We start from the raw sequence: 20,383 nt of genomic DNA, 5'->3' as shown, positions 1-20,383 counted from the left end.
CGCAGGCCGTCCACCCGGCCCCGTAGCCGTCCGTACGCCCATGGCGCGCACGCCGTCCGTCAGGCACAGCGCGTGCGGTCCGACGGGACCGCACGTACGCACGCAGGACTCCGGGAGCGGCCCGTGCGTGCGCGGGACGCCCGGACCGGTCCGTGCGCAGGCGGGGCGGCGGGAAGCCGTCCGTGTGCACGCGCGGGACACCGGGACCGGTCCGTACGCATGACGGGCGCCGGGGGCGGCCCTCAGCGGTGAGGCCCGCCCCCGGCGCCCCGCGCCGTCGTCACTCGGTGGGTGCCGGGGCGGGCTCCCCGCCCTGCGGGCGGAACGCGAGCCGGCCGTCCTCCGCGTCCACCGTGACCCGGCTGCCCTCGCCGACCCGCCCGTCCAGGAGCAGCCGGGAGAGCTGGTTGTCCACCTCGCGCTGGATGGTGCGGCGCAGCGGACGGGCGCCGTACTCCGGCTGGTAGCCGCGCTGCGCCAGCCAGTCCACGGCCGCGTCGGTGAACTCGACGGCCACGCCCTGCGCGTGCAGCAGCCGCCGCGTCTTCTCCAGCAGCAGGTCGGTGATCTGCCGCAACTGCTCGGCGGTGAGCTGGCGGAAGACGACGATCTCGTCGATGCGGTTGAGGAACTCGGGCCGGAAGTGCTCCCGCAGCGGGCGCAGGATCTGCTCACGCCGCGCCTCCTCGTCCGCCTCCGCGCCGCCCGAGCCGAACCCGATCCCGGCACCGCGCCGGGTGATCGCCTCGGAACCGAGGTTGCTGGTCATCACGATGACGGTGTTGGCGAAGTCCACCGTGCGGCCCTGGGAGTCGGTCAGCCGCCCGTCGTCCAGGACCTGGAGCAGGATGTTGAAGACGTCCGGGTGCGCCTTCTCCACCTCGTCGAGCAGCAGCAGGGAGTACGGGTGCCGGCGCACGACCTCGGTGAGCTGGCCGGCCTCCTCGTGGCCGACGTAGCCGGGCGGGGCGCCCACCAGGCGGCTGACGGTGTGCCGTTCCTGGTACTCGCTCATGTCCAGGCGGACCATCCGGTCCTCGCTGCCGAACAGCGCCTCGGCCAGGGCGCGGGCCAGTTCGGTCTTGCCGACGCCGGTCGGGCCGAGGAACAGGAAGCTGCCGATCGGCCGGTCGGGGCTGGCCAGGCCGGCGCGCGAGCGCAGCACCGCCTCGGCGACCACGGCGACGGCCTCCTCCTGGCCGACGACCCGCCGGTGCAGGTGCTCCTCCAGGCCGAGCAGGCGCTCCTTCTCCTCCTGGGTGAGACTGCTGACGGGGATGCCGGTCTGCCGGGACACCACCTCGGCGATGGCCTCGGCGGTCACCTCCAGGTGCTGCCCCTCGTCGGCCTCCTCGCTGCCGCCCGCCAGGGCGATGCGCTGCTTCAGCTCGCTGATGCGGTCGCGCAACTGCGTGGCCTGCTCGTACTGCTCGTCCGCGACCGCCTGGTCCTTGTCGCAGGCGAGCTGTTCGACCTCGCGTTCCATGGCCCGTACGTCCGTGCCCTTGGTCCGGGCCCGCAGCCGCACGCGGGCGCCCGCCTGGTCGATCAGGTCGATCGCCTTGTCCGGCAGCCGCCGGTCGGTCAGGTACCGGTCGGACAGCTCCACGGCCGCGACCAGGGCCTCGTCGGTGTAGCGGACCTGGTGGTGGGCCTCGTAGCGGTCGCGCAGCCCGCGCAGGATCTCGATCGCGTCGGCGACGGTCGGCTCGGGCACCAGGATCGGCTGGAAGCGGCGGGCCAGCGCCGCGTCCTTCTCGATCCGCCGGTACTCCTCCAGGGTGGTCGCGCCCACGATGTGCAGCTCACCGCGGGCCAGGGCGGGCTTGAGGATGTTGCCCGCGTCCATGGAACCGCCCTCACCGCCGCCGCCCGCGCCGACCACGGTGTGCACCTCGTCGATGAAGACGATCAGGTGTTCGGAGTGGGTGCGGATCTCGGTGACGATGTTGTTCAGCCGCTCCTCGAAGTCGCCCCGGTAGCGGGTGCCGGCGACCACGCCCGTCAGGTCCAGGGCCACCACGCGGCGGCCCAGCAGGATGTCGGGCACGTCGCCGTCGGCGATGCGCTGCGCGAGCCCCTCGACGATGGCCGTCTTGCCGACGCCCGCGTCACCGATCAGCACGGGATTGTTCTTTCCCCGCCGGGAGAGCACCTCGATGGTCTGTTCGATCTCCTGGTCGCGGCCGATCACCGGGTCGATCCGGCCCTGGCGGGCCATGTCGGTCAGATCGCGCCCGTACTTGTCCAGGGTGGGCGTGCCGGTGGGGCGCTGCTGCCGCTCGGGACCGGACGGGGCGGCCGTGTCCGGGGCCTCGGACGGCAGGCCGGAGGCGGCGAACCGGGCCGCGTTCAGGATGTGCCCGGCCGCCGAGTCGGGGTTCATCGCCAGGGCGCTGAGCACGTGCTCGGGGCCGATGTACCCGGCGCCGCTGGCCCGCGCCATGTCGTGCGCGTCCAGCAGGGCGCGCTTGACGGCCGGGGTGAGGGAGAGCGCCGTGGGCGGCGGCGCCTCGCCCGGCGGGCTCTGCACCGGCCCGGACCGCTCGTCGATCTGCGTGGCGAGCGAGTCGGGGTCCGCGCCCGACCTGCTGAGCAGACTGCGGGTGGGTTCCGTGGCGAGCGCCGCGCGCAGCAGGTGCTCGGTGTCCAGGTCCCGGCTGCCGTGGTCGGCGGCGTACTGGGCCGCGCCCTTGACGAGTTCCCGGGCGGGCTGGCTCAGGAGCCTGCCGATGTCGACGTGCCGGGGACCGGGGCGGGTGCCGCCGAAGAACCGGGCGAAGAATTCGCCGAAGGGGTCGCGATCGCCCTCCGGGCCGACGAAGCCGCTGGTCATCGCTTTCCGTTCCTTCGCTGACGGGTGGCTCCCGCCGGGTAACCGGGTGAGCGGGGCTCATGCCCACGGTTGCATGTTCCGCGGGTCCGGGCACGTCGGGCGCCGGCCGGCCCGGCGGCGGGTGCGGGTCCGGGCGGGCCCCCGCCGCCGTGCCCGGGGGTTCACCCAGCGGAGTGTGAAACAGGATCGACTCCGCGGGTTCACGACGATGGTCTTGGCAAGGCGGCCGGGGAGGCTTACGTTCGTGCCTCTACGTGTGTTCTACGGGCGTAGAGGCTCTGACGTACGCCGAAGGAGCAGCTCATGGCCAATGTCGTCCGTGCGGCCCTGGTCCAGGCCACCTGGACCGGCGACACCGAGTCCATGGTCGCCAAGCACGAGGAGCACGCCCGCGAGGCGGCCCGGCGCGGTGCCCGGATCATCGGGTTCCAGGAAGTCTTCAACGCGCCCTACTTCTGCCAGGTGCAGGAGCCGGAGCACTACCGCTGGGCCGAACCGGTCCCGGACGGGCCGACCGTGCGCCGGATGCGGGACCTCGCCCGGGAGACGGGGATGGTCGTCGTCGCCCCGGTCTTCGAGGTCGAGCGGTCCGGCTTCTACTACAACACCGCCGCCGTGATCGACGCCGACGGCAGCTATCTCGGCAAGTACCGCAAGCACCACATCCCGCAGGTCAAGGGCTTCTGGGAGAAGTACTACTTCAAGCCCGGCAACCTCGGCTGGCCGGTCTTCGACACCGCCGTGGGCCGGGTCGGCGTCTACATCTGCTACGACCGCCACTTCCCCGAGGGCTGGCGGCAGCTCGGCCTCAACGGCGCCCAGCTCGTCTACAACCCGTCCGCCACCCACCGCGGTCTGTCCTCCCACCTGTGGCGGCTGGAGCAGCCCGCCGCGGCCGTCGCCAACGAGTACTTCGTCGCCGCGATCAACCGCGTGGGCCGCGAGGAGTACGGCGACAACGACTTCTACGGGACGTCGTACTTCGTCGACCCGCGCGGGCAGTTCGTCGGCGACGCCGCCGGTGACGCCGGAGAGGAACTGGTCGTCCGCGATCTCGACCTCGACCTCATCGAAGAGGTGCGGCAGCAGTGGGCCTTCTACCGCGACCGCCGCCCCGACGCCTACGAAGGGCTGGTGCAGCCGTGAACGACCTGTACGACCGTCACCGGGCCGTGCTGCCCGACTGGCTCGCCCTCTACTACGAGGACCCGCTGGAGATCACCCACGGTGAGGGCCGCCACGTCTGGGACGCCGAGGGCCGCCGCTACCTGGACTTCTTCGGTGGCATCCTGACCACCATGACCGCGCACGCGCTGCCCGAGGTCACCAAGGCGGTGAGCGAGCAGGCCGCCCGGATCATCCACTCCTCGACCCTCTACCTCAACCGTCCGATGGTCGAACTGGCCGAGCGCATCGCCCAGTTGAGCGGCATCCCGGACGCCCGGGTCTTCTTCACCACCTCGGGCACCGAGGCCAACGACACCGCGCTGCTGCTGGCGACGGCGTACCGGCGCAGCAACACGGTCCTGGCCATGCGCAACAGCTACCACGGCCGCTCCTTCAGCACGGTCGGCATCACCGGCAACCGCTCCTGGTCGCCCAGCTCCCTGTCCCCGCTGCAGACGCTGTACGTCCACGGCGGCGTCCGCACCCGCGGCCCCTTCGCGCACCTGGACGACGCCGGGTTCGTCGCGGCCTGCGTCGACGACCTCAAGGACCTCCTCGGTCACACCCGCCCGCCCGCCGCGCTCATCGCCGAACCCGTCCAGGGGGTCGGCGGCTTCACCTCCCCGCCCGACGGCCTGTACGCCGCCTTCCGGGACGTCCTGAAGGAACACGGCATCCTGTGGATCGCCGACGAGGTGCAGACCGGCTGGGGCCGCACCGGCGACCACTTCTGGGGCTGGCAGGCGCACGGGCGCAGCGGGCCGCCGGACATCGTCACCTTCGCCAAGGGCATCGGCAACGGCATGTCCGTCGGCGGGGTCATCGCCCGCGCCGAGATCATGAACTGCCTGGACGCCAACAGCATCTCCACGTTCGGCGGCACCCAGATCACCATGGCCGCGGCCCTCGCCAACCTCAACCACCTCGTCGAACACGATCTCCAGGGCAACGCCCGGCGGGTCGGCGGACTGCTCATCGAGCGTCTGCGGGCCGTCGCCGCGGGGCTGCCCGGCGTACGGGAGGTACGCGGACGCGGGCTCATGATCGGCGTCGAACTGGCCCGGCCCGGCACCGACGAGGCGGACCCGCAGGCCGCGGCCGCCGTGCTGGAGGCGGCCAGGGAAGGCGGCCTCCTCATCGGCAAGGGCGGCGGCCACGACACCAGCGCGCTGCGCATCGCCCCGCCGCTGTCCCTGACCGTCGCCGAGGCCGAGGAGGGCGCCGCGATCCTGGCGGACGCCCTGCGCGCCGCCCACTGAGGGCGCGCCCGAGGCGCACCCCGCGGCGCCAGGCGAGAAGAGGGGAGTGCCGCCCATGACCACCGCCTCGGACCGGCCGCCGGCCGCCCACGGCCGCCCGGGACCGGCCGCCCGCGGCCCCCGGGAACCCGGCCGCCCGGGACCGGCCGCCCGCCCCGCGCCGGAGACCGGCCCGTCCGCCCCGTCCGTTCCGTCCGCCCTGTCCGTCCGCCAGGTGCTCGCCCTGGAGCGCGTGCTCGCAGGGGAGCCCGAGGTGGTGGCCGGCGCGCACCGGCTCGACCGGCCCGTGCGCTGGGTGCACGTCGCCGAGGCCGCCGACGTCGGCGTGATGCTCAGCGGCGGCGAGATGGTGCTCACCACCGGCGTGCTGCTCGCCGGGGACGAGGAGAAACAGGCCGAGTACATCCGCTCCCTGCACCGCGCGGAGGCCGCGGCCGTGGTCCTGGGCCTCGGGCGGGCGTTCCCCGCGCCGCCCGAGGTGATGCGCCGGGCCGCCGAGCGGTGTGGGCTGCCGCTGGTCGTCCTGCACCGGCCCTTCCCGTTCGCCGAACTGACCGAGGAGGTCCAGTCCCGTCTGGTGCGGCGGAAGTTCGCCTCGGTCAGCCTCTCGGAGGCCGTGCGCACCGCCCTCACCGCCCTGATCACCGCCGGCGCCCCGCTCCAGGCGCTGCTCGACGAGATCGCCCGGCACAGCGCCTGTCCCGTCGTCGTCACCAACCTCGCCCACCGGGTCCTCGCCACCGCCGGGGAACGCTCGGCGGTGGACGACGTCCTGCGCGACTGGGAGCGCATCGCCCGGCAGGCCGGCCGCAGCGAGGGCGACGGCTGGATCCGCGCCGAACTCGGCGGCCGAGGCGGGACATGGGGCCGGATCGTGCTCTGCGGGCACCGCGGGGACGCCGCCGCCGGACGGCTCCTGGCCGACCGCGCCGCCGAGGCCCTGGTCCTGCACCGGATGCTCGGCGCCGCCGCGGGAGGCTCCTGGGAGGAACAGTCCGCGCAGAGCCTGCTGACCGACCTGATCGGCGAGGCCGTGCCCGCCCGGCAGCTGCTGCCCCGGGCCCGGGCGGCCGGCCTCCCGGTCAACCGCCGCACCTTCGTGCCGCTGTTCGTACGGGGCGCCGACCCGGCCCGACTCGACCGGTTGCTGCGGCTGCTGGGCCTGCCCGGCCTGGCCGCCGGAGTGTCCCCCGGCCTCACCGCCGTCCTCCTCAGCCTCCCCCGGGACCAGGACGCCGATACCCTCACCGCCCACTTCGCGGCCCGGCTGCGCGCGGGGCCGGACGGGCCGTGCGCCGGCCCGGGACACGGCGGGCCGGACCAGGCGCCCCCGGGCCCGGGCGCCCCGCACGCCGGGCCGGTCGTGGCGGCCGGAGAGGCCCGCGCGGGCTGGGACGACGTACCCGCCGGGCTGCGGGAGGCGCGGCACGTGGCCGACGCCGTGGGGGACGCCGCCTCCACCCGGGACCTGCCGGCCGTGGTCCGGCTGAAGGACGTCCACCTGCGCGGGCTGGTCCGGCTGCTGCGCGACGACCCGCAGGTGCAGTCCTTCGCCGAGCGGGAGCTGGACGGACTGCTGTGCGGCACCGCGCGGGACCTGCTGGACGTGCTGCGCACCTACCTCGCCACCGGCCGCAACAAGTCCCGCACCGCCCGCCTGCACCACGTCTCGCGGCCCGCGCTCTACCGCCGCCTGGAAGCCATACAGAGCCGCCTGGGAGTCGATCTCGACGACTTCGAACAGGCCGCCTCGGTGCACATCGCGCTCCTCGCGCACGACGCGCAGCGGCAGTGAGCGGGACAGGACGCCAGGACGCGGGAGGGGACGCGGCGGGGGACGCGGACACGGAAACGGCATGACGAGCGGCGGACGGCAAGGGCGGTGAGACATGGAACGGCGTCAGGGTGACACGGTGGCACGCCGCACCCCGGGGGACGTGACACCGTGCACCTCAAAACCGGGCCCGTCCCCTGCCTACGCTCACCGCACACCGACCCAGCAGCGGAGGTTCCGATGAGCCGAGTGATCCGTGCCGCCCTCTTCCAGACCGCCTGGACCGGCGACAAGGAGTCCATGATCACGGCGCACGAGCAGGCGGTGCGCGACGCGGCAGCCCAGGGCGCCCAGGTCCTCTGCTTCCAGGAGCTGTTCTACGGACCGTACTTCTGCCAGGTCCAGGACCCCGCGTTCTACGCGTACGCCGAACGGATCCCCGAGGGCCCCACCGTCCGCCGCTTCCAGGCGCTCGCCCGGGAACTGGGCATCGTCCTCGTCCTGCCGATGTACGAGGAGGAGCAGCCGGGGGTCCTCTACAACACCGCCGCCGTGATCGACGCGGACGGCTCCTACCTGGGCAAGTACCGCAAGACCCACATCCCGCAGGTGCACGGCTTCTGGGAGAAGTTCTACTTCCGGCCCGGCAACAGCGGCTGGCCCGTCTTCGAGACCGCCGTCGGCAAGGTCGGCGTCTACATCTGCTACGACCGGCACTTCCCCGAGGGCTGGCGGGCGCTCGGCCTCGCCGGCGCGGAGATCGTCTTCAACCCGTCGGCCACCTCACGCGGCCTGTCCGGCTACCTGTGGCAGCTCGAACAGCCGGCGGCGGCCGTCGCCAACGAGTACTTCGTCGGCGCCATCAACCGCGTCGGCGTCGAGGAGTACGGGGACGACGACTTCTACGGGACGTCGTACTTCGTGGATCCCGAGGCGCGGTTCGTCGGCGAGGTGGCGAGCGACAAGGAACCCGAACTCGTCGTCCGCGACCTGGACCTGGCCAGGCTGCGAGAGGTCCGCGACCGCTGGCAGTTCTACCGCGACCGGGCGCCGGGCGCGTACACGCCGCTGACCACCCCCTGACCGGCGCCCGTCCACCGGGAGGAGTTGCGACCATGAGCAGCCGTACCGTCATCCGCGGCGGCCTCGTCATCACCGCCGCCGACGAGATGCACGCCGACGTCCTGATCGAGGACGGCCGCATCGCCGCCCTCGCAGCGTCCGGCACCCCCGCCGCCGAGGCGTTCACCGCCGAGCGGACCGTCGACGCCACCGGCAAGTACGTCATCCCGGGCGGCGTCGACGGACACACCCACATGGAGATGCCCTTCGGCGGCACCTACGCCTCGGACACCTTCGAGACCGGCACCCGGGCCGCGGCCTGGGGCGGCACCACCACCATCGTCGACTTCGCGATCCAGTCCAGGGGCGGCACCCTGCGCGAGGGACTGGACGCCTGGCACGCCAAGGCCGAGGGCAACTGCGCCGTCGACTACGGCTTCCACATGATCGTCTCCGACGTGAACGAGGAGACGCTCAAGGAGATGGACCTGCTGGTGGAGGAGGGCGTGACCTCCTTCAAGCAGTTCATGGCCTATCCCGGGGTCTTCTACAGCGACGACGGGCAGATCCTGCGCGCCATGCAGCGCGCCGCCGGCAACGGCGGGCTGATCATGATGCACGCCGAGAACGGCATGGCCATCGACGTCCTGGTCGCCCAGGCCCTCGCCCGCGGCGAGAGCGACCCGCGCCACCACGGCGAGGTCCGCAAGGCGCTCCTGGAGGCCGAGGCCACCCACCGCGCGATCCGGCTCGCCCAGGTGGCGGGCGCTCCGCTGTACGTCGTGCACGTCTCGGCGCGCGAGGCGGTCGCCGAGCTGACCCGGGCCCGCGACGAGGGGCTGCCCGTCTTCGGCGAGACCTGCCCGCAGTACCTGTTCCTGTCCACCGACAACCTCGCCGAACCGGACTTCGAGGGCGCGAAGTACGTGTGCAGCACACCCCTGCGCCCCCGGGACCACCAGGCGGCCCTGTGGCGGGGGCTGCGCTCCGACGACCTCCAGGTGGTCTCCACCGACCACTGCCCCTTCTGCTTCACCGGCCAGAAGGAGCTGGGCCGCGGCGACTTCTCCAAGATCCCCAACGGACTGCCGGGCGTGGAGAACCGCATGGACCTGCTCCACCAGGCCGTCGTCGACGGGCACATCTCGCGCCGCCGCTGGATCGAGATCGCCTGCGCCGCCCCGGCCCGCATGTTCGGCCTGTACCCGAAGAAGGGCACCATCGCCCCGGGCGCCGACGCCGACGTCGTCGTCTACGACCCGCACGCCGAGCAGGTCCTGTCCGCGGCGACACACCACATGAACGTCGACTACTCGGCGTACGAGGGCAAACGGGTCACCGGCCGCGTCGAGACCGTGCTCTCGCGCGGCGAGCCCGTCATCACCGAGCGGGAGTACACCGGACGCGCCGGCCACGGCGTCTACACCCCGCGCTCCACCTGCCAGTACCTCGACTAGGAGCGGCGCCCATGGACTTCGGACTCGTCCTGCAGACCGACCCGCCGGCCTCGCGCGTCATCAGCCTGATGCAGCGCGCCGAACACAACGGCTTCCGCTACGGCTGGACCTTCGACTCCGCCGTGCTGTGGCAGGAGCCCTTCGTCATCCACAGCCAGATCCTCGCCCGGACGCAGCACCTGACCGTCGGCCCGATGGTCACCAACCCGGGCACCCGCACCTGGGAGGTCACCGCCTCCACCTTCGCCACCCTCAACGACATGTTCGGCAACCGCACGGTGTGCGGCATCGGCCGCGGCGACTCCGCGATGCGCGTGGCCGGCCGCAAGCCCAATACGCTGGCCCGCATCAGCGGGGCCATGAAGGTCATCCGGGCGCTGGGCAGGGGAGAGGAGGCCGACCTCGGCGGCGGCACGGTCGTCCGCTTCCCCTGGGTCGGCCCGGGCGCCGAAGTACCCGTCTGGATGGCCGCGTACGGGCCCAAGGCCCTGAAGATGGCGGGCGAGGAGGCCGACGGCTTCATCCTCCAGCTCGCCGACCTGTACCTCACCGAGTACATGGTCAAGGCGGTGAAGGACGCCGCCGTCGCCGCCGGACGCGACCCGGCCGAGGTGAAGGTGTGCGTGGCCGCACCCGCCTACGTCACCGCCGACGACTCGCCCGGGGCGCTCGCCCACGCCCGTGAGCAGTGCCGGTGGTTCGGCGGCATGGTCGGCAACCACGTCGCCGACCTGGTCGCCCGCTACGGCGAGCACTCCGCCGCCGTACCCGGCGCCCTCACCGACTACATCAAGTCCCGCCAGGGCTACGACTACGCGCACCACGGGCGCAGCGGCAACCCGGACACCGCGTTCGTGCCCGACGAGATCGTCGACCGGTTCTGCGTGATCGGACCGGTCGCACAGCACATCGAGAAGCTGAACGCGCTGCGCGAACTGGGCGTGGACCAGTTCGCCGTGTACGCCATGCACGACGCGCGGGAAGCCGTGATCGACGCGTACGGCCGAGAGGTCATCCCCGTCGTCAACCCCGGATAGCCGAGCACCCCTTCTCGATTGGGGCCGTCCATGACCGACACCGCACCCGCGGGCATACCGCCGACCGCACAGGTCACCCTCCCCGACGGGCGCGTGGAGATCGCCCCCGGCACTCCACCGCCCAGCGGCCCCTACGCCAACGCCGACCTGCTCCCGGTCCCGGTGGCACGGCGCACCTGGACCACGTACAGCTTCTCCGCCCTGTGGGTCGGCATGGCCCACAACACGGCCTCCTGGACCCTCGCCTCCGGACTGATCGCCGTCGGCATGGACTGGAAGCAGGCGGTGTTCACCATCGCCGCGGCCAACCTGATCGTGCTCGTCCCGATGCTGCTCACCGGCCACGCGGGACCCAAGTACGGCATCCCCTTCCCGGTCTTCGCCCGTGCCTCCTTCGGGGTGCGCGGCGCCAACCTGCCCGCAGTCGTGAGGGCGTTGGTGGCGTGCGGCTGGTTCGGCATCCAGACCTGGATCGGCGGTGAGGCGATCTACTTCCTGGCCGGGAAGCTGATCGGGTCCGGCTGGAGCGACGCCTCCCGCATCGGCGGGTACGCCTGGACGATGTGGCTGTCGTTCGCGATCTTCTGGGCGATGGAGGTCGCGATCATCTACCGGGGCATGGACACCATCCGCCGCTTCGAGAACTGGGCGGCGCCCTTCGTGCTCGTCGGCGCGCTGGTGATGCTGTGGTGGATGAGTGCCAAGGCCGGCGGCTTCGGCCCGCTGTTCGACCAGCCCTCCCGGCTCGGCTGGGGAGCGGACTTCTGGCGACTGTTCGCGCCGTCGCTGATGGGCATGATCGGTTTCTGGTCGACGCTGTCCCTGAACATCCCCGACTTCACGCGCTACGGCAGGAGCCAGCGGGCACAGACCTGGGGCCAGACGCTGGGCCTGCCCACCACCATGACGCTGTTCGCGTTCCTGTCGGTGCTCGTCACCTCGGGTTCGCAGGCCGTCTACGGCCGACCGGTCTGGGACCCCGTGCAGTTGGCGGCGAAGACGGACAGCACGGTCGGGCTGCTGTACGCGCTGGTGACCGTGCTGGTGGCGACCCTGTCGGTGAACATCGCCGCCAATCTGGTCTCCCCGGCCTTCGATTTCTCCAACGTCGCCCCGCGCAAGGTGAGTTTCCGCACCGGGGCGCTCGTCACGGCCGTGCTCGCCGTGGTGATCTGCCCGTGGAGGCTCTACTCCGACCCGCAGGGCTACATCTTCACCTGGCTCGGTCTGGTCGGCGGGCTGCTCGGCACGGTCGCGGGCATCCTCGTCGCCGACTACTGGATCCTGCGCCGTACCCGGCTCGACCTCGGTGACCTGTACCGTCCGGGCGGGCGCTACTGGTACGCGGACGGCTGGAACTGGCGGGCCGTCACCGCGTTCGTGGTGGGCGGCGTGCTGGCCGTCGGCGGCGCGGACTTCCATCCGCTGATCGACGGCCGGCCCGTCGCGGCCCTGAAGCCGCTGGCCGACTACGGCTGGGCGGTGGGCCTGGGCACGTCGGCCGTGCTGTACCTGCTGCTGTCGCTGCCCGCCCTGCGGGACCGGTCCGCCGCCCGCTGAGACGCGGCGGACGGAGCCGGCCGGGCCGGACGGAGGAGGCGGTCCGGCGGGACGGGCCCGGCCCGGCGCAGGCGTGGACGGGAGGGCACCTGGACGGGGCGGTCAGTTCCCCTGGCCGCCCCCGCTGTTCACCAGCGCCGCCACCGCCTCCCTGGCGGCCTTGATCGCGCCCTTGTTGATCCCGTCCGTGGCGGGCGCCTTCTTCGTCTCGAAGTCGCTGCCGTTGTACGTCACCACCACCAGCGCGTTGGCGGCCCGGACCAGCACCACGCCCTCCCGGGTCTGCTGCTTGTCCTCGGTGGTGAGGTTCACCACCGAGTACGCGGCGTCCCCGAGGCCCGGGACCGCTCCGCCGCCGCTCTTCTCGCCCGTGCGCTGCTGGTAGGCGGTGGTGGCCGCCTCGTTGGACCGCATCACCTCGAAGGACACGTCGAGCCAGCGGTAGTCGTAGCCCTTGAGCGCGTTCCACGAACAGGTGCGGCGCACGCTCTCGTCCGTCGACGCGATCTCCTTGCCCGCCGTCTTCGCACCGGGCACCAGCGCGGTGACGGTCTTCGTGGAGACGGCGGTGCAGGGCGCCGGGGCCGACGTGTAGGTCTTGGGCCGGTCGGCCGCGGCCGACGCCGAGGACGCTCCGGGGACCTGGGGCGAACCGTTCGACGAGGCCGACCGGGTGCCGGTGCCGCCGGCCCCCTGCCCGGCCGCGCCGTGCCCGTCGGCGGACGGGGCGGCGAACGGGCCGGACGTCAACGCCCAGCCCGCACAGGCGATTACGACGACCGGGCTGAGCCGCGCGGTGAGTGCGAGCGGCAGGGGAAGATCACGCACGGCACACTTCTCGTGTGGGGGAACGGACGATGCGGGGGCCGTCCGCAGTGTGGACGGGACGACAGTGTCACACGCCCGCCTGTGCGGCGGAAGTGCCAACTCGCTCCGTGCTCGCGCGCTCACGCGGCCGGCGCCGGCCGGGCGCGCGGAGGACGCGAGGGGGCGGGGGTCGTCAGGGGACGCGCGCCGTCCACTGGGACGTGCCGAACTTGGTGCGCGCCAGTTCCCGGGCGCGGGCGAGTTCCTCGCCGGTGACCTTGCCGTCCGTCAGCCCGTACCGCCCGTCGAAGGACTCGATCATCCGCTCGATGACGGTCTCGCGGGCCAGGCCGGTCTGCCTGCGCAGCGGGTCCACCCGCTTCTTCGCGCTCCTCGTGCCCTTGTCGGACAGCTTCTCCCGCCCGATCCGCAGCACGTCGAGCATCTTGTCGGCGTCGATGTCGTAGGACATGGTCACGTGGTGCAGCACGGCGCCGGGCCCGCCGCCGGGACCGACGATCCGCTTCTGCGCGGCGCCCGCGATCTTGCCCTGGTCGGTGGCGATGTCGTTCAGCGGCTGGTACCAGGCGCGGATGCCCATGTCGCCGAGGGCGCCCAGCACCCAGTCGTCCAGATACGCGTAGCTGTCCTGGAAGGACAGTCCCTGCACGAGCGCCTCGGGGACCGACAGCGAGTACGTGATCGTGTTGCCCGGCTCGACGAACATCGCGCCGCCGCCGGAGATGCGGCGCACCACCTCGATACCGTGCCGGGCGGCGCCGTCGGCGTCCACCTCGTTGCGCAGCGACTGGAAGCTGCCGATGATCACAGCGGGGGAGGCCCACTCCCACACCCGCAGGGTCGGCGGGCGGCGGCCCGCGGCGACCTCGGCGGTCAGCACCTCGTCCAGCGCCATGTGCAGGGCGGGAGACTGCGGGCCCTCGTGGATCAGCTGCCAGTCGTAGTCGGTCCAGTCGGTGGCACGGGCCAGCGCGCGGCGCACCGCGATCCCGACGCCCTCCGAGGTCAGCCCGTACATGACGGTGCCCTCGGGCAGGGCCGCGTCGATCCGGGCGGCGAGCCCCGCCGCGTCGGTGTCGGCCGGGGCGCCCTCCAGCGCGCCGTTGACCGCGTCGAGTGCCTCGTCCGGCTCCAGGAAGAAGTCGCCCGCCACGCGCACCCGCCGCAGCACGCCGTCCTCGGACTCCACGTCCACGACGACGAGCTTGCCGCCGGGCACCTTGTACTCACCGTGCACTTTCCCGGGCCTCCCTTGCTGCCGCAGGGGACAACGCCCGGGCCGGCCGCCGTGTTCCCGGGCTGCCGCGCCGCGGGCCGGTGACGCACACCGTGCTGCCCGCCGGTCACGCGCACCGGTGACGCGTCCTCGGGGCGCATCCCGGTGACGCGTACCCGTGATGCGCCTGTGACCCGGAAGTATGGCTTCCATCACAGTCCCGCCGGACCGCCCCTGATGAGCTGACCGGATGCGCAGAGCCACCCCCCTCGCCCTGATCCTCACCGCCTGCCTCGGGCTCTCGGCGGGCGGTGACCAGTCCGGCACCCGGGCCCCGGCCACCGGGTCCGCGGCCGCCGGCTCCCAGCCGCTGGACGCCTACGACATGACCCCCGCCGAGACGCGCACCGTGAACACCGCCCGCTGGACCCTCGCCGCACGGTGCATGCGCGGCCTCGGGTTCGGCAGTCTGCGCGGCCTGGACCCCGCCCGGCCGCCGGCGTGGCCGCGGCGCCCGGCCGACGGGACGAAGATCTTCGCGCTGGTGATCGTCTCCGACGCCGCCCACCGCTACGGGGTCCAGGACCCCGAGGAGGCCGCGGCCCACGGCTACCGGGGCCCGGCCGCCGCGTACGAGCACGCCGCACCGGACAGGAAGTGGACGCTTCCCGAGTACCTGGCGCTCACCGGCGCCGGCTTCGGCGACGACCCGACGAGCGTCCACGGCCACCGGATCCCGGCCCAGGGCTGCCTGGGCCAGGCCGACCGGCGCATCTACGGCACCGACCGCCGTGCCGCACCGGACCCGTTCTTGACCCTGCTCTCCGAGAGCCGGCGCCAGGCGCGGGAGGACCCGGCCTGGAAGCACGCCGACCGGACGTGGTCGGCCTGCATGAGCCGGGCGGGCTACCACTACGCCACGCCGCAGGACGCGCAGAAGGGCGACGACCGCCTGGAGGAGGAGCTGAGGCGGCGTCTGCTGGGCGACGGCCGCGCCCCGGACGAGCCCTCGGACCCGGAGAAGCGGACCGCGGTCGCCGACGCCCGCTGCAAACTGCGCACGGGCTACGTCCCCGCGGTGCACGCCGCCGACGTCCGCGCGCAGCGGCGCGTCATCGCCGGGCACCGCGCGGAGCTGGACCGGATCCGCGAGCGCAACCGCGCCGCCGCGCGCAACGCCCGCGCCATCGTGCGCAACGGGTCGTGAGGCGGGGTCTGGCCGCGAGCGGCGCGTGAGGCACGCGCGAGGCGTGAGACGGGGCCCGGCCCGGAACGGGCTGTGAGGCGGGGCGCTCGTGCGGGGGCGGCCCGTGAGCCGGACCAGGTCAGGGCGCCCGGGTCAGGTCGCCAGGCCGTGCCGGTAGGCGTAGACGACGGCTTGGACGCGGTCGCGGAGCTGGAGTTTGGCGAGGATGCGGGAGACGAAGGTCTTGACCGTCTCCTGGCTGATGACGAGTACCGCGGCGATCTCGCTGTTGGACAGGCCGTCCGCGATGAGGCGCAGCACCTCCAGTTCGCGGGGGGTGAGCGGGATGTCGGGAGTGGTGCTCTCGGCGGGCCGGATGCGGGCGGCGTACCGCCCCACGAGCCTGCGGGTCACGTCGGGGTCCAGCAGGGCCGCGCCGGTGGCCACGGTCCGGATGCCGTGCAGCAGCCGGTCCGGCGGGGCGTCCTTGAGGAGGAAGCCGCTGGCGCCGGCCCGCAGTGCCTCGTAGACGTACTCGTCCAGGTTGAACGTGGTCACCACGAGGACCTTCACGGGGTGGGCCACCCCGGCGCCGGCCAGCAGGCGGGTGGCTTCCAGGCCGTCGAGGACGGGCATGCGGATGTCCATCACGACGACGTCCGGCCTCACCGCGCGGGCGAGTTCGACCCCGGTGCGCCCGTCCGCGCACTCGCCCGCCACCTCCATGTCGGGCTGGGCGCCGATGATAGTGACCAGGCCGGTGCGGACCAGCATCTGGTCGTCGCAGACCAGGACCCGGATCGGTGCGCTCACGAGGTCCTGCCGGCGGGGATGCGCGCCCGCACGGTGAAGCCGCCGTCCGCTCCGCCGCCGGCGCTGAAGTCGCCGCCCAGGACGCCGACGCGTTCGCGCAGGCCGGCCAGGCCCCGGCCGCCGCCGAGCGCGGCAGGGGTGCGCGAACCGGTCCCGTCCGTGCTGACCTCCACGGTGATCTCCCTTTCGCCGTGCCGCACCTGGACGGAAGTCCGGCTGCCGTGAGCGTACTTGAGGGCGTTGGTCAGCGCTTCCTGCACCACCCGGTAGGCGACGAGGTCGGCGCTCCCGGTCGACGCCGGGGGTGTGCCCTCCTCGGTGAAGTCCACGGGCTGCCCGGCCCGGCGGGTCTGCTCGACGAGCGTGAGGACCCTGCCGACGGCCGGGGTCCTGGGCTCCTTGGCCGCTGCCGTGCCGGCCCCGGTACCGCGCTCGACGCCCTCGCCGGCGCCGTGGTCCGGGCCCGGGCCGGGGTTGAGCAGGTCGAGCAGGTGGCGCAGGTCGGTGAGGGCACGGCGGCCGGTGTCGCTGACGGCCGTCAGGGACTGCTCCAGCCGCTCGGGCGCGGCCGTCAGGTAGCGCGCGGCCTCGGCCTGCACGACCATCGCGGTGACGTGGTGGGTGACCACGTCGTGCAACTCCCGCGCGATCCGGGCGCGTTCGGCGACGCGGGTCTGCTCCGCGACGCGCTCGCGGCGTTCGGCCTCGGCGAGCCGGGTGGACCGCAGCCACGTCCCGGCGCCCCAGGCCAGCGCCAGCACCAGGTAGAACGTCACGAACTCGTCGGGCGTCTCGCTCCCCGAACCGAGCCGGGACAGCGCGACCGCCAGCGGCACGTACGCCACGGAGAGGAGGACCGCGGTGGTGCGCCTGCGGTGTTCCAGATGGGAGCCCGCGCTGATCAGCACGAGGGGCAGGGTGGCGCCGGCACTCGAGTGGTAGCCGCGCAGCTGGTCGAGGGCGAAACCGCCCGCCACCAGGGCCAGGCAGACGGCCGGCCACCGCCGGCGCACCGTGAGCGGCAGGCATTCGAGCGCGAGGGCGACGACGGCGAGTGCGTCGAAGGGACGGGTCGGCAGGTCCCCGACCTCCGTGCCGTGCCCGCGCAGTCCCGGCAGGAACGACGCGAGCAGGAACAGGATCCCGAGCGGGAGGTCGCGGACCGTGACGTCGAGCCGGTGCCATGCCTGGCGGGCCCCCTGAAGGCTCATCACCGGGCGAGTGTAACCAGGGCGTCGACGCGCTCGGTCCGCCGGCGGGGGACGACGGTGCCGCGCCGGTGGGCCAGCCACAGGAAGGCGATCGTCACCAGCGCACCGAACACCACCGAGTACACACTGGCCTCCGGACCGAACTCGCCGCCCGTGATCAGCTTGCTGCCCGACGTAGAGGCGTCCAGCAGTCCGTGGGTGGCGCCGTTGCCGGAGACCTCGGTGCCGAAGATGCCGGACTCGGCGAAGTTCCAGCCGAAGTGCAGGCCGATCGGCAGCCACAGCGAGCGGGTGGCGATGTAGGCGGCGGCGAGCGTGCCACCGGCCTCGATCGCGATGGCGACGGCACCCAGTACGGTGGCGTCCTTGTTGAGCAGGTGGCTCGCGCCGAACACCACACCGGACAGCACGAGCGCGATGTACGTGCCCGTTCCCCGCTCCACGAGCCGGAAGAGCAGGCCGCGGAACATCAGTTCCTCCGTGACGGCGGCACCGGCCATGAAGCCGATCAGCGCCACCGCGCCGGTCAGCGAGCCGAAGCCGTGGACCTTGTAGTCCCCGAGGAAGTAGAGGTTCGCGATGACGCACCCGAACCACACGACGCCGATGACCAGGCCCCGCAGCAGCGCCCCCCGCGCCCCCTGCCGGGCCAGCTCCGTGACCGGGCGCCCTTCGGTGCGCCCCACGACCCACCGGTAGACCAGCAGCGACAGCACGGCCGCCAGGCCGCCCAGGAGCAGGGAGAGCCACGGGTTGCCCTGTACCGCGCTGACGATCTGACCGCCGATCGCACTGACCGCCACCACGGCCAGGATCTGCCACACCAGTTTCATGACGACTCTTTCTCGCGGGTCCCGTCTCCGGTACCTCGTCCGGTCCGCGGCAAGGGCTCCGCGGCTGCACCGAACGCTAGGGAAACGGTGATCAGGAATCGTCACCTCACGGTGGACACCTGCACGTAGCTCTCACGGGGGACAGGGCGGAACCCGGGCCTCGATCACCCGCGCCCCCGCGAGGCCGGTGTCCTCCACGGGTGTCCCGGGGCGCGCGTGCGGGGAGCATCGCGGGCAGGCGGGGAACGCGACGCGGCTTCGCCCGGTCCACCGACGTACACGACAGCGAGGTCAGGTCAGAGATGCGCTTCACGACGCGCCCCACCCTCCAGGGCACCTTCGGAATGGTGTCCTCCACCCACTGGCTGGCCTCCCAGTCGGCGATGGCCGTACTGGAGGGCGGCGGCAACGCCTACGACGCGGCCGTCGCCGGCGCGTTCGTGCTGCACGTCGTGGAGCCGCACCTGAACGGGCCGGCCGGCGAGGTCCCGATCCTGCTCGCACCGGCCGGCGGCGAGGTACGGGTGCTGTGCGGGCAGGGGGTGGCGCCGGCCGGGGCCACGGCCGCGCACTACCGGGGGCTCGGCCTCGACCTCGTGCCGGGCACCGGACCGCTCGCCGCCGCCGTCCCGGGCGCCTTCGACGCGTGGATGCTGCTGCTGCGCGATCACGGCACCAAGAGCCTCGACGAGGTCCTGCGGTACGCCATCGGGTACGCCGAGCACGGCCACGCGCCCGTGGAACGCGTCGGGGCGACCGTGGAGACCGTACGGGAACTGTTCGAGACCGAGTGGACCTCGTCGGCCGAGGTGTACCTGCCCGGCGGCCGGGCGCCCCGGCCCGGCGAACTGCTGCGCAACCCCGGCCTTGCCGCCACCTGGAAGCGGCTGCTCGCCGAGACGGCGGGGGCCGGCGACCGGGAGGCACGGATCGACGCCGCGCGCGAGGTGTGGCGGTGCGGCTTCATCGCCGAGGCACTGGTGCGCCAGGCCCGGCGGCCCACGCTGGACACCAGCGGCGAGCACCACACCGGGACCCTCACCGCCGCCGACCTCGCAGGCTGGTCCGCGTCCTACGAAGAACCGGTGACCTACGACTGGAACGGCTGGACCCTGTGCAAGGCGGGCCCCTGGAGCCAGGGACCGGCCTTCCTCCAGCAACTCGCCCTGCTCCCGCCCGAACTGCCCCCCTACGGGTCCGCGGACTACGTCCATCTGCTGGTCGAGGGCTGCAAGCTCGCCATGGCCGACCGCGAGGCCTGGTACGGGGACGCGGCCGGCGTACCGCTCACCGACCTGCTCTCCGCGCGGTACAACGCAGGGCGGCGCGCACTGATCGGCGACGAGGCCTCCTACGACCTCCGCCCGGGCAGTCCCGGCGGGCGTGCCCCGCGGCTGAGCGCGCACGCGCACCGGATCGCCGCGGACGAGGGCGACTACGACGCCCTGGGCGTCGGCGAGCCGACGGTCGCCAAGCCGACCACGTCAGCCGTGCCCGGCGAGCCCGCGGTCCGCGCCGACGGCGCCACCCGCGGCGACACCTGCCACCTCGACGTCGTCGACCGCTGGGGAAACATGGTCGCCGCCACGCCCAGCGGCGGCTGGCTCCAGTCCAACCCCGTCGTGCCCGGACTCGGGTTCCCGCTCGGCACCCGGCTGCAGATGACCTGGCTGGAGGAGGGCCTGCCGAACACGCTGACCCCCGGCCGCCGCCCGCGCACCACCCTCAGCCCGTCGCTCGCGCTGCGTGACGGCGAACCCGTCATGGCCTTCGGCACGCCCGGCGGCGACCAGCAGGACCAGTGGCAGGTGCACTTCTTCCTGGCGGTCGCCCTGCGCTCCGCCGTCCGCGGCGGCCCGGACCTCCAGGGCGCCGTCGACGCCCCGAACTGGCACACCGACGCCTTCCCGGGATCCTTCTACCCGCGCGGCATGCGCCCCGGCTCCGTCACCGTGGAGTCCCGCACCGACCCGGAGGTCGTCGCCGGGCTGCGCCGCCGCGGCCATGACGTGACGGTCGGCGACGCCTGGTCCGAGGGCCGCCTGTGCGCGGTCGCCCGGGACCCGCGCACCGGGGTCCTGTCGGCGGCGGCGAACCCGCGCGGGATGCAGGGGTACGCGGTGGGCCGCTGAGCGGCATGGGAG

At 73.3% G+C, this 20,383-nt stretch carries 15 protein-coding genes; 9 read left to right on the top strand and 6 right to left on the bottom strand.

All coding sequences use genetic code 11. The annotated features are described in order from the left end of the window. Positions 1-280: 280 nt before the first annotated feature. Positions 281-2,836, bottom strand: a complete 2,556-nt coding sequence (locus tag IG64_RS27840; RefSeq protein ID WP_037861163.1) for an ATP-dependent Clp protease ATP-binding subunit — start codon at positions 2,834-2,836, stop codon at positions 281-283. Between the two features lie 303 nt (positions 2,837-3,139). On the opposite strand from IG64_RS27840, the gene IG64_RS27835 reads away from it, so the two are divergent. From IG64_RS27835 to IG64_RS27805, 7 genes are all read left to right on the top strand, one after another. After that, positions 3,140-3,982 (top strand): nitrilase-related carbon-nitrogen hydrolase, encoded by an 843-nt coding sequence (locus IG64_RS27835; RefSeq protein ID WP_037861161.1) that lies wholly within the window; start codon positions 3,140-3,142, stop codon positions 3,980-3,982. Continuing rightward, complete coding sequence (locus tag IG64_RS27830; protein WP_037861160.1) at positions 3,979-5,262, top strand: aspartate aminotransferase family protein; 1,284 nt, start codon at positions 3,979-3,981, stop codon at positions 5,260-5,262. Before IG64_RS27835 ends, IG64_RS27830 begins: the two co-directional genes overlap by 4 nt. 55 nt (positions 5,263-5,317) lie before the next feature. After that, positions 5,318-7,057, top strand: a complete 1,740-nt coding sequence (locus IG64_RS27825) for a PucR family transcriptional regulator (protein ID WP_078884258.1) — start codon at positions 5,318-5,320, stop codon at positions 7,055-7,057. A 219-nt stretch (positions 7,058-7,276) separates the two neighbouring features. Beyond that, positions 7,277-8,119 (top strand): nitrilase-related carbon-nitrogen hydrolase, encoded by an 843-nt coding sequence (locus tag IG64_RS27820; RefSeq protein WP_037861158.1) that lies wholly within the window; start codon positions 7,277-7,279, stop codon positions 8,117-8,119. Between the two features lie 32 nt (positions 8,120-8,151). Further along, positions 8,152-9,555, top strand: a complete 1,404-nt coding sequence (hydA, locus tag IG64_RS27815; protein WP_037861157.1) for a dihydropyrimidinase — start codon at positions 8,152-8,154, stop codon at positions 9,553-9,555. A gap of 11 nt (positions 9,556-9,566) precedes the next feature. Continuing rightward, positions 9,567-10,592 carry a TIGR03842 family LLM class F420-dependent oxidoreductase gene (locus IG64_RS27810; protein ID WP_037861156.1) on the top strand — a complete coding sequence of 342 codons (1,026 nt, stop codon included), beginning with the start codon at positions 9,567-9,569 and terminating at the stop codon, positions 10,590-10,592. Positions 10,593-10,622: 30 nt separating this feature from the next. Beyond that, positions 10,623-12,152: an NCS1 family nucleobase:cation symporter-1 gene (locus IG64_RS27805; protein WP_037861154.1), complete on the top strand. Its 1,530-nt coding sequence runs from the start codon at positions 10,623-10,625 to the stop codon at positions 12,150-12,152. 102 nt (positions 12,153-12,254) lie between these two features. Here the strand turns inward: IG64_RS27805 and IG64_RS27800 are convergent, their stop codons facing one another. Further along, a complete protein-coding gene (locus IG64_RS27800; RefSeq protein ID WP_037861153.1) occupies positions 12,255-12,980 on the bottom strand; it encodes a hypothetical protein in 726 nt (241 codons plus the stop codon). 172 nt (positions 12,981-13,152) lie between these two features. Continuing rightward, entirely contained in the window at positions 13,153-14,217 is a 1,065-nt protein-coding gene (locus tag IG64_RS27795; protein WP_037861152.1) for a lipoate--protein ligase family protein, read from the bottom strand. Positions 14,218-14,446: 229 nt separating this feature from the next. On the opposite strand from IG64_RS27795, the gene IG64_RS27790 reads away from it, so the two are divergent. Continuing rightward, complete coding sequence (locus tag IG64_RS27790) at positions 14,447-15,403, top strand: hypothetical protein (protein WP_037861151.1); 957 nt, start codon at positions 14,447-14,449, stop codon at positions 15,401-15,403. Positions 15,404-15,535: 132 nt separating this feature from the next. Here IG64_RS27790 and IG64_RS27785 read toward each other — a convergent pair whose 3' ends face one another. From IG64_RS27785 to IG64_RS27775, 3 genes are read right to left on the bottom strand one after another with little or no spacing between them, the layout of a single operon-like run. Beyond that, complete coding sequence (locus IG64_RS27785) at positions 15,536-16,195, bottom strand: response regulator (protein ID WP_037861150.1); 660 nt, start codon at positions 16,193-16,195, stop codon at positions 15,536-15,538. Beyond that, positions 16,192-17,406, bottom strand: a complete 1,215-nt coding sequence (locus tag IG64_RS27780) for a sensor histidine kinase (protein ID WP_037861191.1) — start codon at positions 17,404-17,406, stop codon at positions 16,192-16,194. Before IG64_RS27780 ends, IG64_RS27785 begins: the two co-directional genes overlap by 4 nt. After that, positions 17,406-18,239, bottom strand: a complete 834-nt coding sequence (locus tag IG64_RS27775; RefSeq protein WP_037861149.1) for a CPBP family intramembrane glutamic endopeptidase — start codon at positions 18,237-18,239, stop codon at positions 17,406-17,408. The genes IG64_RS27780 and IG64_RS27775 overlap by 1 nt, the downstream gene beginning before the upstream one ends. Before the next feature lie 302 nt (positions 18,240-18,541). Between IG64_RS27775 and IG64_RS27770 the strand changes: the two genes are divergently transcribed. Continuing rightward, on the top strand, positions 18,542-20,371 hold the full coding sequence (locus IG64_RS27770; RefSeq protein ID WP_037861148.1) for a gamma-glutamyltransferase family protein: 1,830 nt from the start codon (positions 18,542-18,544) through the stop codon (positions 20,369-20,371). Positions 20,372-20,383 lie beyond the last annotated feature (12 nt).

It is taken from the genome of Streptomyces sp. NRRL S-340 (assembly GCF_000720185.1).
GTDB lineage: Bacteria > Actinomycetota > Actinomycetes > Streptomycetales > Streptomycetaceae > Streptomyces.
This window is presented reverse-complemented; position numbering and strand designations above follow the sequence as displayed.